The organism is Pseudomonas sp. NyZ201 (assembly GCF_049860765.1).
Classification (GTDB): domain Bacteria; phylum Pseudomonadota; class Gammaproteobacteria; order Pseudomonadales; family Pseudomonadaceae; genus Aquipseudomonas; species Aquipseudomonas bharatica.
In genome coordinates this window covers 6,296,825-6,310,123 of sequence record NZ_CP187557.1, presented here as the reverse complement: position 1 = coordinate 6,310,123, position 13,299 = coordinate 6,296,825, and the positions used below count along the sequence as shown (strand labels likewise).

At 62.5% G+C, this 13,299-nt stretch carries 13 protein-coding genes; 5 read left to right on the top strand and 8 right to left on the bottom strand.

Features of this window, described 5'->3' with window-relative positions; all coding sequences use genetic code 11:
- Positions 1–8: 8 nt before the first annotated feature.
- A complete protein-coding gene (folE2, locus tag ACPFMA_RS28470; protein WP_420058484.1) occupies positions 9–896 on the bottom strand; it encodes a GTP cyclohydrolase FolE2 in 888 nt (295 codons plus the stop codon).
- A gap of 75 nt (positions 897–971) precedes the next feature.
- Positions 972–1,358, bottom strand: a complete 387-nt coding sequence (locus tag ACPFMA_RS28465) for a glutamine synthetase (protein ID WP_081263114.1) — start codon at positions 1,356–1,358, stop codon at positions 972–974.
- Between the two features lie 121 nt (positions 1,359–1,479).
- Between ACPFMA_RS28465 and zigA the strand changes: the two genes are divergently transcribed.
- Genes zigA through ACPFMA_RS28450 form a run of 3 tightly spaced genes read left to right on the top strand, consistent with a single transcriptional unit; the run spans position 1,480 to position 4,347 of the window.
- Positions 1,480–2,691, top strand: a complete 1,212-nt coding sequence (zigA, locus tag ACPFMA_RS28460; RefSeq protein ID WP_425929469.1) for a zinc metallochaperone GTPase ZigA — start codon at positions 1,480–1,482, stop codon at positions 2,689–2,691.
- Positions 2,691–3,326, top strand: coding sequence for a DUF1826 domain-containing protein (locus ACPFMA_RS28455; RefSeq protein ID WP_064302170.1), 636 nt, complete (start codon positions 2,691–2,693; stop codon positions 3,324–3,326). Before zigA ends, ACPFMA_RS28455 begins: the two co-directional genes overlap by 1 nt.
- Positions 3,327–3,369: 43 nt before the next feature.
- Positions 3,370–4,347: a CobW family GTP-binding protein gene (locus ACPFMA_RS28450; RefSeq protein WP_425929468.1), complete on the top strand. Its 978-nt coding sequence runs from the start codon at positions 3,370–3,372 to the stop codon at positions 4,345–4,347.
- Here ACPFMA_RS28450 and ACPFMA_RS28445 read toward each other — a convergent pair.
- A complete protein-coding gene (locus ACPFMA_RS28445) occupies positions 4,341–4,733 on the bottom strand; it encodes a DUF3301 domain-containing protein (RefSeq protein WP_425929467.1) in 393 nt (130 codons plus the stop codon). The two genes, ACPFMA_RS28450 and ACPFMA_RS28445, sit on opposite strands and share 7 nt — an antisense overlap.
- Before the next feature lie 117 nt (positions 4,734–4,850).
- On the opposite strand from ACPFMA_RS28445, the gene pdxY reads away from it, so the two are divergent.
- On the top strand, positions 4,851–5,717 hold the full coding sequence (gene pdxY / locus ACPFMA_RS28440; protein ID WP_425929466.1) for a pyridoxal kinase PdxY: 867 nt from the start codon (positions 4,851–4,853) through the stop codon (positions 5,715–5,717).
- Positions 5,718–5,866: 149 nt separating this feature from the next.
- On the opposite strand, the gene ACPFMA_RS28435 is transcribed toward pdxY, so the two are convergent.
- The gene (locus ACPFMA_RS28435; RefSeq protein ID WP_064302173.1) at positions 5,867–6,358 is read right to left on the bottom strand and encodes an acyl-CoA thioesterase; all 492 of its coding nucleotides are present in this window, start codon (positions 6,356–6,358) and stop codon (positions 5,867–5,869) included.
- Positions 6,359–6,677: 319 nt separating this feature from the next.
- On the opposite strand from ACPFMA_RS28435, the gene ACPFMA_RS28430 reads away from it, so the two are divergent.
- On the top strand, positions 6,678–8,438 hold the full coding sequence (locus ACPFMA_RS28430; RefSeq protein ID WP_009402483.1) for a cation:proton antiporter: 1,761 nt from the start codon (positions 6,678–6,680) through the stop codon (positions 8,436–8,438).
- Here the strand turns inward: ACPFMA_RS28430 and ACPFMA_RS28425 are convergent.
- The 4 genes from ACPFMA_RS28425 to uvrD form a co-directional block, all read right to left on the bottom strand.
- Complete coding sequence (locus ACPFMA_RS28425; RefSeq protein ID WP_420058477.1) at positions 8,432–9,247, bottom strand: alpha/beta hydrolase; 816 nt, start codon at positions 9,245–9,247, stop codon at positions 8,432–8,434. The two genes, ACPFMA_RS28430 and ACPFMA_RS28425, sit on opposite strands and share 7 nt — an antisense overlap.
- A 174-nt stretch (positions 9,248–9,421) precedes the next feature.
- Positions 9,422–9,829, bottom strand: a complete 408-nt coding sequence (locus tag ACPFMA_RS28420; protein WP_009402480.1) for an SMI1/KNR4 family protein — start codon at positions 9,827–9,829, stop codon at positions 9,422–9,424.
- A gap of 119 nt (positions 9,830–9,948) precedes the next feature.
- Positions 9,949–10,803 carry a Tim44 domain-containing protein gene (locus ACPFMA_RS28415; RefSeq protein WP_420058476.1) on the bottom strand — a complete coding sequence of 285 codons (855 nt, stop codon included), beginning with the start codon at positions 10,801–10,803 and terminating at the stop codon, positions 9,949–9,951.
- A gap of 178 nt (positions 10,804–10,981) precedes the next feature.
- The gene (uvrD, locus tag ACPFMA_RS28410; protein ID WP_425929465.1) at positions 10,982–13,162 is read right to left on the bottom strand and encodes a DNA helicase II; all 2,181 of its coding nucleotides are present in this window, start codon (positions 13,160–13,162) and stop codon (positions 10,982–10,984) included.
- Between the last annotated feature and the right edge of the window lie 137 nt (positions 13,163–13,299).

Genomic DNA, 13,299 nt, shown 5'->3' with positions numbered 1-13,299 from the left:
CCGTTCGGTTACCAGTTCCACTGGCTTTGGGCGACAGCATCGTGGGCGTGCAGGCTCTCGGCGTGTTCCACACGCAACTGGAAGCCGGCCACCGCAGGCAGGTGTCGCAATGCCAGGTTGAGGCGCCGTGCGGCGTCCTCGCAGAACATCAGGTTCTGCCCGTTAGCCAGGGCGAACGCCTGTTCGTCGGCGCGCTTCACTGCCGTTTGCACGGCGGTACCCAAGGCGGCTTCGGCCTGATCGATCAGTTCCCGAACGGGTAGCTCATTGCAGCCCTTCTTCAAGCGTATCCGTAGTTTCGCCGTGCTGCGCTGGCTGTGGGGCGTGGCGACGATCCCTTGCGGACTGCCGAGCCAGCTCAACACTTCTTCGTGGCTCAGGCTGCGATTGGCGAAATCGCTGAGGAACTGCTGTTGAATCAACTGTCTGGCTAGCGCGGCCGAGCAGGGGCAGGTCGAGGAATAGGCCACGTCGGCAGATAGTTCCACGTGGAACATTTCATCGGAGAGCTTCGCTTCGATGACCAGCGGATAGCGCTTGTGGCCCGATTCGGAGCTGACCAGCGCTGATCGCTCAAGCTGTACATCGAAGCGCAAGGTCAGGTAAGCGCAGGTGGACAACCCCTCATGGCTGTCGAGGAACTGTTGCAGCACCCGGCGGATCAGCGACACCGACAGCGCTTCATCCTTGAAAGCAGACAAGGCCAGGTACAACCGCGACATATGAATGCCGCGAGAGGAGCCATCGGCCAGATCGACGCCGGCATCTGCCATGGCCTGGAGGCTGAGTTGATCAAGACGGATCGGCAGGGCGATCCCGCACATGCCGACCCAGTCCAGTGGCAGGGATTGTCCGCTGGCCTGGGCGGCGATATCGGGGAGAGTCAGGGCGGTCATGTTGCGAACCATCGGCAAGAAAGTCGCAATACGTTACATTATAACAATTCGATTGCCAGCATTTTTTCCACCGCTTCACTGACAGCCATTCAGGCGATTGCAGCGCAGGCTGAAGCGCTGACCGCTGGAACTGGAAACGCGGTTGAGGGTGGTCCAGCCCACCCTGCGGCTGTAGCCCACCCAGGCCTCGCCGTCGCTGGCGATACCGGTATAGAAATTCAGCAGGCCATAGCGACTGGTGGTCTGCGCCCAGCGTCGCCCGCTCGGGGCGTCGTAGCCGCGCAAGTAAATGGTGCTGCCTTGGGTTTGCACACCGTAGTAGCTGCCCTGGCGGTCGTCACAGGCCAGCAGATTGGCGCTACGCGTGCAGTTGGCCAGTTCGACGCGGGGCATGGCCTGAGTGCTGCCGACGGTGCACAGCAGGGTTATCCACAGGCCGCGCTTGAATGACTTCGTGAACATCTCTTCACCCTTGAACCCATGGATGGCGGACAGGCGGTTGGCTAAAGTGCATTGTTATAATATAACATTCCACCAAAGCATCGTTCGAATGCACTTTGCCGCCCTGATGAGGAACCGCGCCATGTCCGATCGTCTTCCCGTAACCGTGCTGTCCGGCTTCCTTGGTGCCGGCAAGAGCACGGTGCTCAATCATGTGCTGCGCAACCGCGACAATCTGCGGGTGGCGGTCATCGTCAACGATATGAGCGTGATCAATATCGACGCCACCGAGGTGCAGCGCAACGTCAGCCTTAACCGCACCGAAGAAAAACTGATCGAGATGAGCAACGGCTGCATCTGCTGCACCTTGCGCGAAGACCTGCTGGAAGAAGTCGGCCGCCTCGCTGCCGAAGGCCGATTCGATTACCTCCTCATTGAATCTACCGGCATCGCCGAGCCATTGCCGGTGGCCGAGACCTTCACCTTCCGCGATGAACAGGGCCGCAGCCTGGCCGAAATGGCCCGTCTCGACACCATGGTCACCGTGGTCGATGGCCTGAACTTCCTGCGCGACTATCAAGCCGCTGAAAGCCTCGCGTCCCGTGGTGAAACCCTCGGCGAAGACGACGAGCGCTCGATCAGCGACCTGCTGATCGACCAGGTGGAATTCGCCGACGTCATCCTCCTCAGCAAGATCGATCTGATCAGCAGCCACGAGCGCGAAGAGCTCAGCGCCATCCTTCGCCGCCTCAATGCCCATGCGCGCATCGTGCCGATGGTGATGGGCCAGGTGGACCTCAAGGAGATCCTCGATACCGGCCTGTTCGATTTCGACCGCGCCGCCAGTGCGCCGGGCTGGTTGCAGGAGTTGCGTGGCGAACACGTCCCGGAAACCGAGGAATACGGCATCACCGCCAGCACCTGGCAGGCCCGCCGGCCCCTGCACCCGCAGCGCTTCTTCGATTTTATCCACAGGCCCTGGGAGAACGGCCGCCTACTGCGTTCCAAGGGCTTCTTCTGGCTGGCCAGCAAGTACCAGGAAGCCGGCAGTTGGTCGCAGGCCGGCGGCATGATGCGGCATGGCTTTGCCGGACGCTGGTGGCGCTTCGTGCCCAAGGCCCACTGGCCGCAGGATCAGGAAAGTACCGCAGCGATCCTTAAGCAGTGGGACCCGGAATGCGGTGATTGCCGCCAGGAACTGGTCTTTATCGGCCAGCATATCGATGTTGCGCGCCTGCATGCCGAACTGGACGCCTGCCTGTTGAACGACGACGAAATGGCCCTGGGCGCCACCCATTGGCTGCGCCTGCCGGATCCGTTCGGCGCCTGGCACGATGAAGAGGAGGTCGCCTGATGCAGCTTGCCGAGACGCTGGTGCCTGTACGCCAGGCCTTCGGCGAGACGCCGAAGGTGCTGACCGAAGCCTTGCAGGACGGGGTCAACCTGGCGGTCTGGCAGCGCCGGCTGCCGGCGCATATCGAGGATTTCGCCCGCTTGCTGCTGTCGCTCGGCGAGCCGCTGGCCGATGCACGCACCCTGGAGATCGGCAAGGATGGTGAAGTACCCACGCTGGACGGGGTCGCCAGCGCCTACGCCGACCTGGCTGGCTATGAAGGCTTTGTCGCCGACCTGAGGTGGTTGGTCGGCGCCTACGCCTGCCTGCTCGATGCGCGTAGCGTCGGTTTGCGCTTGAGGGTGCTGGATGGCGCCATGTGCCCGCGTTTCCATGTCGATCATGTGTCGCTGCGGCTGATCACCACCTATGCCGGCCCGGCCAGCGAATGGCTGGAGGAAGGCGTGATCAATCGCCGCCGCCTGGCGCAGGAGGAGGTCGATCCGGCGCATATACGGCACCTGGCCTGCGGTGATGTGGCCTTGCTCAAGGGCGAGAAGTGGCTGGGCAACGAGGGCGCCGGGCTGGTGCATCGTTCGCCGTCGCCGGTCAATGGCGAGCGTCGTCTGATCCTGACCCTTGACTGGCTGGCCTGAGTCCGGAGCATAGTGGTAACGATTCCCCGACCAGACTGCGCCTATGCTGCATAACATTCCGACCCATCTGATTGCCGGCCCGCTTGGCGCCGGCAAGACCAGCCTGATCCGCCACTTGCTCGGCCAGCGCCCGGCCAACGAACGCTGGGCGGTGTTGATCAATGAATTCGGCCAGATCGGCCTCGACGCGGCATTGCTCAGTAGCGACGACGATGGCGTGAGCATGGGCGAGGTGGCGGGTGGCTGCCTCTGCTGTGTGAACGGTGCGCCCTTTCAGGTAGGGCTGGGTCGGTTGCTGCGCAAGGCGCGGCCGGACCGGGTGTTTATCGAACCTTCCGGCCTTGGGCACCCGGCTCAGGTGCTGGCGCAGTTACGGTCGCCGCCATGGACCGGTGTGCTGGCGGTGCAGCCTGCGGTGCTGGTGCTGGATGCGCAAGCAATGGCGATGGGAGCCGGATTGCCAGAGGCGCAGAAACAGGCGCTGGCCGATGCCGGCCTGCTGGTCATGAACAAGGCCTGCGGGGTGGATGAAGCGAGTCGCCTGTGGATAACCTCGACCTTGCCAAAAGTACCGCTTTGCTGGGTCGACCACGGCCGGATTTCCCTGTCGCAGCTACCGATTAGCAATGGCGCCGCCACGGAAAAAGGCGCTGTGGATAACCTTATCCCTGTCGGAACAGCTTCCATTCCAGCCCTGTGGACAGATTCGCGGCAGCCTTTGTGCAGTTATCAACAGGGGGCAGAAGGCTGGAGCATCGGCTGGCGCTTTCATCCACAGCAAGTTCTGGACATCGGCCAGTTGCAGGCATTCCTCGAAGGTCAGGAGTGGCGCCGGGCCAAGATGGTTATCCACAGCGTGCAGGGCTGGCGCTCGGCTAACGCCCTTGGGGGCCAGCGGCTGGTCTGGGAGGAGAGCGCCTGGCGGCGCGACTCGCGGATCGAGCTGATTTTCCACGAACCCCAGGATCATGCGGCTTTGGAGCGGGGGATGCTGGCCTGCCGCACGCCTGTGGATCACTGACGCCAGCGGTTGTGTTCCTGGCGCCACTGCTTCATTTCGATCACATTGTCGCCATGCACCGGCGGCTTGATCTCGAACGGATAGGGCGCCAGTTCGATCTGTACGCTGTGGGCGCCGAACTGGGTGACCGTGCCCGGATGGCGTTGCTCGCCGGTCACGGTGAATTCGAAGGCGTAGACCCGGGCCAGACGCTTGCGACCGTTGGCATCGCGGACGAAGGCGATCTTCTTCAACGCCACGGCACCGTCGAGCAATTCGAGGTCGAGCTTGGCGCAATGCTGCTTGACCCTTTCCAGGGCCTTTTCCCGCAATCCGTGGTTATGCCACAGCCAGGCACCCGCCGTGGCCAGGACCATCAACACCAGGATGTTTTCGAGGGTAACCATCTACACGTGCTCCAACGAGGTGTGCCAGCTTAACTGCCACCCCGGCCTGTCGTACAGGTGGCATTTGGCGCCATACTACGCGCCTTGTTTGTCATTTCATTGCTTTGGACGTCCCGCATGAAACGCACACCGCACCTGCTTGCGATCCAGTCCCACGTCGTGTTCGGCCACGCCGGCAATAGCGCCGCAGTGTTTCCGATGCAGCGGGTCGGGGTGAATGTCTGGCCACTCAATACCGTGCAGTTTTCCAACCACACTCAGTATGGCCAGTGGACGGGTGAAGTGCTTGCTCCGGAGCAAATTCCTGCGTTGGTGGAAGGGATTAGCAATATCGGTGAGCTAGGCAATTGCGACGCAGTTCTATCGGGTTATCTCGGCAGTGCCGACCAGGGCCGGGCGATCCTCAGCGTGGTGCAGCGGGTCAAGCAGGCGAACCCGCGGGCGCTGTACCTGTGCGACCCGGTGATGGGGCATCCGGAAAAGGGTTGCATCGTGCCTGCGCAGGTCAGCGAGTTTCTGCTCGAGGAAGCCGTTGCCGCAGCCGACCTGCTGTGCCCGAACCAGTTGGAGCTGGACAGCTTTGCCGGGCGGCGTGCGCAGTCGCTGGAGGATTGTGTCGGCATGGCCCGCGAGCTGTTGGTCCGTGGGCCGAAGATGGTGCTGGTCAAGCACCTGGTCTATGCCGGAAAGAATCCGGACGATTTCGAAATGCTGCTGGTGACCGCCGAGGGCAGTTGGCACTTGCAACGGCCGTTGCTGGCGTTCCCGCGGCAGCCGGTGGGCGTGGGGGATCTGACGGCGGGGTTGTTCCTGGCCCGGTTGCTGCTCGGGGACGAGCCGGTCGTTGCTTTCGAGTTCACCGCGGCGGCGGTGCATGAAGTGCTGCTGGAAACCCAGGCCTGCGGCAGCTATGAGCTGGAAGTGGTGCGAGCGCAGGACCGCATCGTCCACCCGCGGCTGCGCTTCGAAGCACGTAAACTCTGAACGCCACGGATCTCCTCTGCTGCTAATGGCCTCATCGCCGGCAACGCCGGCTCCCACAGGGTCCGCGGCGCTGCCGAACCTGTGGGAGCTGGCGTTGCCAGCGATTGGCCCGGACAGACAACATCATTGCCCGGGCCTCACAGGGTTCATCAGACCGTGTCGCTCTCGGTCTTCAGTTCCTGATAGCGCTTTTCCAGCTCCTGGCGGATCAAGCGGCGCTGCTTGCCCTGCAGGAAGCGGCGCTTTTCCTCGCCGGTCTGCGGCTGGCGCGGCGGTACGGCTACCGGCTTGCGATCATCGTCCACCGCGACCATGGTGAAGAAGCAACTGTTGCTGTGACGCACCGAGCGCTCGCGAATGTTCTCGGTCACCACCTTGATGCCCACCTCCATCGAGGTGTTGCCGGTGTAGTTGACCGAGGCCAGGAAGGTGACCAGCTCGCCGACATGCACCGGTTCGCGAAACACCACCTGGTCCACCGACAGGGTCACCACGTAGCGACCGGCATACCGGCTGGCGCAGGCATAAGCCACTTCGTCGAGATACTTGAGGAGGGTGCCGCCGTGGACATTGCCGGAGAAGTTGGCCATGTCCGGGGTCATCAGGACGGTCATCGACAGTTGGGCGTTTCCGGGTTCCATAGTGTGCTCACGGTGAGATTGCGCTGAGGCGGGGCGGCGCGCTGCTCGCGCTTCTTCCCCCATGTGGGTTGCCATCTTGAAACGGGACGCTGACCGCATGCCTGTCGTCACGTGATTCATGCCATTTGCGACGAGGAAAGTGCCGATCTGTTTCTACATATTGCACAGCCTTTTCGCCCATGGCGTCGATGTTAACCTGCGTGGACGGCCCTGCAATCAGGCCGTTTCCTACATTTAATTCAGAAATTTCCGCGGCTCAACCAGATCTGACGGCTGAGCTGCGCTTTGGTCTTCGTCGTGGAGTAAGGAGCGTCCCGCCGTGCATGCCATCAGCTTTATCCAGGATCTGGCGGTGATCATGCTGGTTGCCGGTGTGGTCACCATTCTTTTTCATCGTCTTAAACAGCCCGTGGTGCTTGGCTACATCGTCGCCGGCTTCATCATCGGCCCCCACACACCACCTTTCGGTCTGATCCACGACGAAGATACGATCAAGACCCTGGCTGAGCTCGGGGTGATCTTCCTGATGTTCTGCCTGGGTCTTGAGTTCAGCCTCGGCAAGCTGTTCAAGGTGGGCGCGACCGCGTTCATCGCGGCCTTCCTGGAAATCGTCCTTATGATCTGGATCGGTTTCGAGATCGGTCGCTGGTTTGGCTGGAGCACCATGGATTCGTTGTTCCTCGGCGCGATCCTGGCGATTTCCTCGACCACCATCATCGTCAAGGCACTCAACGACCTGAAGATGAAGAACGAGCGCTTCGCGCAACTTATCTTCGGCGTACTGATCGTCGAGGACATCCTTGGCATCGGCATCATCGCCCTGCTTTCCGGCATCGCCGTGAGCGGTACGGTCAGTTCAGGCGAAGTCTTCTCCACGGTCGGCAAGCTGTCGCTGTTCATGATCGTCGCGCTGGTGGTGGGCATTCTCCTGGTACCGCGGCTGCTGGCCTACGTGGCCAGGTTCGAAAGTAACGAGATGCTGCTGATCACCGTGCTCGGCCTGTGCTTCGGCTTCTGCCTGTTGGTGGTCAAGCTGGAATACAGCATGGTCCTGGGGGCGTTCCTGATTGGCGCGATCATGGCCGAGTCGCGTCAGTTGATGAAGATCGAACGCCTGATCGAGCCGGTTCGCGACATGTTCAGTGCGATCTTCTTTGTGGCCATCGGCCTGATGATCGACCCGAACGTACTGGTGGAATACATCTGGCCGATCGTGGTGATCACCATTGCCGTGGTGCTGGGCAAGATGCTCTCCTGCGGCATGGGCGCCTTTATCGCCGGTAACGATGGACGCACCTCGCTGCGGGTCGGGATGGGTCTTTCGCAGATTGGCGAGTTCTCCTTCATCATTGCCGCCCTGGGCATGACCCTGCAGGTCACCAGCGACTTTCTCTACCCGGTGGCCGTGGCGGTTTCCGCCATTACCACCTTGCTCACCCCCTACCTGATCCGTGCCGCCGATCCGCTGTCGCTGAAGCTGGCGAAGGTGGTGCCGAGCCGTCTGTCACGGGTGCTGTCGCTGTACGGCGAGTGGCTGCGCAGCATCCAGCCGCAAGGCGAGGGGGCGATGCTGGCCTCGATGATCCGGCGCATCCTTCTGCAGGTCGGGGTGAACCTGGCATTGGTGGTGGCGATCTTCTTCAGCGGCGGTTACTTCGCCGCGCAGATTGGTGACTACCTGAGTGACTGGCTCACCGATGTCGGCCAGCAGAAAGCACTGATCTGGGGCTTGGCGCTGCTGCTGTCGCTGCCGTTCCTGATCGCGGCCTATCGCAAGCTCAAGGCACTGTCGATGCTGCTGGCGGAGATGGGCGTCAAGCCGGAGATGGCCGGGCGACATACCCAGCGCGTGCGCCGGGTGATTGCCGAAGTGATCCCGCTGATCTCGCTGCTGGTGATCTTCCTGCTGCTTTCGGCACTGTCGGCGAGCATCCTGCCGACCAGCGAGCTGTTGTTGCTGATCGGTGTAGTGGCCGCCGGAGTGGTGGCGTTGCTATGGCGCTGGTTTATCCGGGTGCATACCAAAATGCAGATCGCATTGCTGGAAACCCTGGAAAACCAGAAGGAGCACCATCACTGAGGTGCGCAGCGCAGTGGCTTGTAACGCCACTGCGCCCAGGCTTCGGTCCAGCCATTGGCATGGTCCACGCCGGGCAGGCGGATGACTTCCATGCAATCCGCCGGGCCAAGGGTGCGGCGGTAATGCTGGTAGAGGATCGGCGGTACGGTGCGGTCTTCGAACCCGATGAAATGCCGCTGGGCCACATGGCGCAGGCGTTCGGCGCGGTCCAGCGGCTCCAGCGAACCGCTCAGGGGGGTCAGGTCCAGCGATTGTGCCCATTGTCGCGGGCTAAGGTTGCCGGCCAGGGTCTGCACCACCGCAATATCGTTACGCTGAGCGGCCAGCAGCAGGGCCAGGGCAGCGCCGCCGGAATAGCCGATCAGTTCGAAATCCCGATTGCCATATTGCCGGCGCACCTCGTTCAACGCCTGATCCAGGCTGTCGAGCACGGCCTGGCTGAAGCGCTGGTCGGTCCAGACCTGGGTGTTGCAGGCCGGAGCGCTGACGAACTGACAGGGGCGGGCAAGATAGAGGCTGGGTTGCGGGTCGGTCACTGCCAGGCGGGCCATGAGCAGGTTCTGCGGGCTTGGGTCCAGGCTCGGTTGTGAAGGCGTGGCCCAGGCATGGCCATCACCTTCCAGGTAGATGCGCAGTCGGGCGCTGCCAGGTTTGACCGACGGTACGCTCATCGCCAACGGGAAGGTCCGGGTGGGCTGGATGCTGACCTGGTGAGCGTTCTGGCTGCTGAGCTGTTGGAGCTGGGTCATGGGGGACTGGCAGCCGGAGAGCAGGAGCAGGGCGAGGGGCAGGAGATATCGGTTTGACATCCAGATCTCTTGGGGCCGCTTTGCGACCCTTCGCGGTCCCAGAAATAGGCTTCATGTGCGAGCGGGACGAATGTCCGAGGGGATGGAGCGGTAGCGGCCCGCCACGCACAGGAAGGCGTGGCGATTCTACGAACATTGATGGCGCTAGGCCATTATTTTTGTGTGGGAAACGACTCAGCTTTCCAGCCAGACATCCCGAGCCCAGTGCCAGACCGATTCCCAGCTTTCCTCGGTAACGATTTCTTCCTCGCCGGACCACAGCACCACGGTGCCGTCTTCCTCGACGCAATAGTAGTCGTCGCCGTCCTGGCACAGTGGTATCAGGTCGCGAGGTACGCCGGCGTCCCACGCATTGGCGGCCACTTCCGGCAGATAGGTGTGGGATTGCGGGTCGGTCACGGTCACCGGCTCGAGGCTGCCGTATACGACATCACTGACCGTAAGGAGAAACTCCTTGAACACGAACGGGATATTGATGAACAACTGCTCTTCGACCTCGACCAGCATGTCTTCGTCGGGCAGTTCGAGCGGTACCGGTACCGGCTCGTTGGCTTCACGAAGCTGTTCAATGACTTCTTCCACGGTTCGCGTCCTCTCTATCCTGGCCTTGTGCAAATGCTGCGGGTTATACCCTAGTAGGGCGCTGCGCTAAAAGCAAAACCCCGGGCAAGCCCGGGGTTTTTTCTGCAAACGGCTCAAGATCAGCCGTTCTGGCGGATACCCGCGACCAGCCAGGGCTGGTTTTCGCCTTGGGCGCGCTCCATGTTCCAGCTCTCGCTGAACACTTCGCCCTGGTCGAAACGGGAAGTCTTCGACACGCCAGTGAAGGTCAGGGTGGCGATGGTCTTGTCGGCGCGATCGTCGACGCCTTCCAGTTGTACGTCGAGGTTATCGATGTAGGTGGACTGGAAACCATCACCCAGGTCGGCACGCTCGCGCTTGAGGAACTCCAGCATCTGCGGGGTGACGAACTCGGCGATCTTGTCCATTTCATTGGCATCCCAGTGCTGCTGCAGCGACTGGAAGTGATTGCGCGCGGCGGCCAGGAAGCTCTGCTCGTTGAACCAGGCCGGAGCGTTGATCACCGGGCGGGCGGCAGCGGCAGGCGCTGCAGAACCACCGAAGATCGACGGCTGGGCTGGCTGTTCGTGGACTTCACGCTGGTAGGCCGGGTGGCCAGCGGCAGCCATCTGCGGCTGCTGCTTGCGGCGGCGGGCAGCGATGAAGCGGAACACCAGGAAGGCGATCAGCGCCATGATCAGGATGTCGAAGATCTGCATGCCTTCGAAGCCATCACCCATCAGCATCGAGGCGAGCAGGCCACCGGCGGCGATGCCGGCCAGCGGGCCGAGCCATTTCGAGGCGCCGCTGGCAGCGGCAGGTGCACGGCCTGGCGCAGTCGGGGTGGCGGCAGGGGTGGCAGGAGTGGCCTGGCGGGCCTGGTGCGTCGGCGCGGCGCCTGAGCTCTTGCCGCCGCCGAAGCGCTTGGCGTTGGCGTCGAGGCTCATGGTGAGACCGATGCACAGCGCCAGGGCGATGCTGAGAAAACGTTGCATAGAAGGGTATTCCCGTTTTGTGGATTACACGCGCGCCATGTTGCACAAGTTCTTGGACCCATGACAGCGACAAGATGTTTCTATCTTTTGCCTGAAAAGGCGGACGGCCTGCGTAATGGGCTGTAGGCCCTTTCTTCATTGCTGAAGAAAAGGCCTACACCAGCGGTCGGATATTCGACTAGATCGCTTCGAGCTTGGCGTAGCCGAGCATCAGCCACTTGCTGCCCTCGGCGAAATTCACCTGGACCCGTGCCTGCGCGCCGGAGCCTTCGAAGTTGAGGATCACGCCTTCGCCGAATACCGCATGCTGCACCCGCTGCCCCAGGTTGAAGGCGGTCTGCGGGATGTTGGCGTCGGCGAACAGGCTGCTGGCGGTTTGCTTCGCGCCGCCGAACGGGCGGCTGACGCTGTTGGACAAGCGCACTTCCTGGACCAGGCCGGCAGGAATCTCGCGAACGAAGCGCGATACCTTGTTGTAGGTCTCGCTGCCATACAGGCGACGGGTCTCGGCGTAGGTCATGACCAGGTTCTGCATGGCCCGGGTCACCCCGACATAGGCCAGGCGGCGTTCTTCTTCGAGACGGCCGGGCTCTTCGAGGCTCATCTTGTGCGGGAACAGGCCTTCCTCCATGCCCACCAGGAACACGTAGGGGAACTCCAGGCCCTTTGCACTGTGCAGGGTCATCAGCTGGATGCTGTCTTCATGCTCGTCGGCCTGGGCGTCGCCGGCCTCCAGCGAGGCGTGGCCAAGGAAGGCGGACAGCGCGGAAAGCTCGCCATCTTCCTCGCTGGGCTCGAAGTTGCGTGCGGCGCTGACCAGCTCCTCCAGGTTCTCTACCCGTGCCTGGCCCTTTTCACCCTTTTCTTCCTGGTGATAGGCGATCAGCCCGGACTGCTCGATAACTGTCTGGGTCATCAGGTGCAGGGGCATATCGAGGACTTTGGCGGACAGGTTGTCCAGCAGCTCGATGAACGCGCCCAGGGCGCTGGCGGCGCGGCCCTTGAGGGCCTTGTTGGCCAGCAACTGGAGCATGGCTTCCCACATCGACAACTGGGCATGGCGGGCATGCTCGCGGATCGTTTCGACAGTCTTTTCGCCGATGCCGCGGGGCGGCACGTTGATCACCCGCTCCAGCGCCGCGTCGTTGCCGCGGCCTTCGAGCAGACGCAGGTAGGCCATGGCGTTCTTGATCTCGGCGCGTTCGAAGAAGCGCTGGCCGCCATAGATGCGGTAGGGAATGCGCTCGCGCAGCAGGGCTTCTTCGAGCACCCGCGATTGGGCGTTGGAGCGGTACAGGATGGCGATATCGCTGCGCGCCAGGCCGGTCTTCAACGCGCTTTCGATGGTTTCCACCACGTAGCGGGCTTCGTCATGCTCGTTGAAGGCGGCGTAAAGGTTCAATGGCTCGCCGTCGCCGCCCTCGGTCCATAGCTCCTTGCCCAGGCGCCCGCTGTTATTGGCGATCAGGGCGTTGGCTGCCTTGAGGATGCCGGCGGTGGAGCGGTAGTTCTGCTCCAGGCGGATCAGCTCGGCGTCGGGGAAGTCGCTGGAAAACTGCTGGATGTTCTCGATCCGTGCGCCGCGCCAGCCGTAGATGGACTGGTCGTCGTCGCCCACCACCATCAGGCTGTCGCCACCCTGCGCCAGCAGGCGCAGCCAGGCGTACTGCACGGCGTTGGTGTCCTGGAACTCGTCCACCAGCAGATGACGGAAGCGGCGGGAATAGTGCTGCAACAGGCCCGGATGGTCGCGCCACAGGTCCAGGGCGCGCAGCAGCAGCTCGGAGAAGTCGATTACGCCGGTGCGCTGGCACGCGGCTTCATAGGCTTCATAGATGCTGCGCATGGTGCCGAGGAACAGGTCGCCATTGACCTGGATATGGTGCGGCCGCAGGCCCTCGTCCTTCTGTCCGTTGATGAACCACTGGGCCTGGCGCACCGGCCAGCGCTGCTCGTCGAGGCCGAGGTCGCGGATCACCCGCTTGACCAGGCGGCCCTGGTCATCGCTGTCGAGGATCTGGAAATTCTGTACCAGACCTGCTTCCTGCCAGTGCGCGCGCAACAGGCGATGGGCCAGGCCGTGGAAGGTGCCTACCCACATGCCCGCCGGGTTGATACCCAGCAGTTGCTCGATGCGGTGGCGCATCTCGGCGGCGGCCTTGTTGGTGAAGGTCACCGACAGGATCGAGTGCGGCGAGGCCTGCTCGACCTGGATCAACCAGGCGATGCGGTGTACCAGCACGCGGGTCTTGCCGGAGCCGGCACCGGCCAGGACCAACTGACGCCCGACCGGCGCGGCTACCGCCTGGCGCTGGGCATCGTTGAGGGAATTCAAAAGGAGAGAGAGGTCGTCATGCATCCGGCCATTCTATGGGGGCAATGGATCCCTGGGCAAACCCGCTCGGCAAAAAGACCGTATGGCGCGACCGCCCGGTCATCCGAGGCGGCCCTTGGCCCGCGTGCTTGAGCGGTTGCCTTGTACCAAGGAAGGAGATT

Excerpts from the sequence above, each read along its gene's own strand:
- folE2 (WP_420058484.1), bottom strand. The coding sequence starts at position 896 with ATGACCGCCCTGACTCTCCCCGATATCGCCGCCCAGGCCAGCGGACAA.
- ACPFMA_RS28465 (WP_081263114.1), bottom strand. The coding sequence starts at position 1,358 with ATGTTCACGAAGTCATTCAAGCGCGGCCTGTGGATAACCCTGCTGTGC.
- zigA (WP_425929469.1), top strand. The coding sequence starts at position 1,480 with ATGTCCGATCGTCTTCCCGTAACCGTGCTGTCCGGCTTCCTTGGTGCC.
- ACPFMA_RS28455 (WP_064302170.1), top strand. The coding sequence starts at position 2,691 with ATGCAGCTTGCCGAGACGCTGGTGCCTGTACGCCAGGCCTTCGGCGAG.
- ACPFMA_RS28450 (WP_425929468.1), top strand. The coding sequence starts at position 3,370 with ATGCTGCATAACATTCCGACCCATCTGATTGCCGGCCCGCTTGGCGCC.
- ACPFMA_RS28445 (WP_425929467.1), bottom strand. The coding sequence starts at position 4,733 with ATGGTTACCCTCGAAAACATCCTGGTGTTGATGGTCCTGGCCACGGCG.
- pdxY (WP_425929466.1), top strand. The coding sequence starts at position 4,851 with ATGAAACGCACACCGCACCTGCTTGCGATCCAGTCCCACGTCGTGTTC.
- ACPFMA_RS28435 (WP_064302173.1), bottom strand. The coding sequence starts at position 6,358 with ATGGAACCCGGAAACGCCCAACTGTCGATGACCGTCCTGATGACCCCG.
- ACPFMA_RS28425 (WP_420058477.1), bottom strand. The coding sequence starts at position 9,247 with ATGTCAAACCGATATCTCCTGCCCCTCGCCCTGCTCCTGCTCTCCGGC.
- ACPFMA_RS28415 (WP_420058476.1), bottom strand. The coding sequence starts at position 10,803 with ATGCAACGTTTTCTCAGCATCGCCCTGGCGCTGTGCATCGGTCTCACC.
- uvrD (WP_425929465.1), bottom strand. The coding sequence starts at position 13,162 with ATGCATGACGACCTCTCTCTCCTTTTGAATTCCCTCAACGATGCCCAG.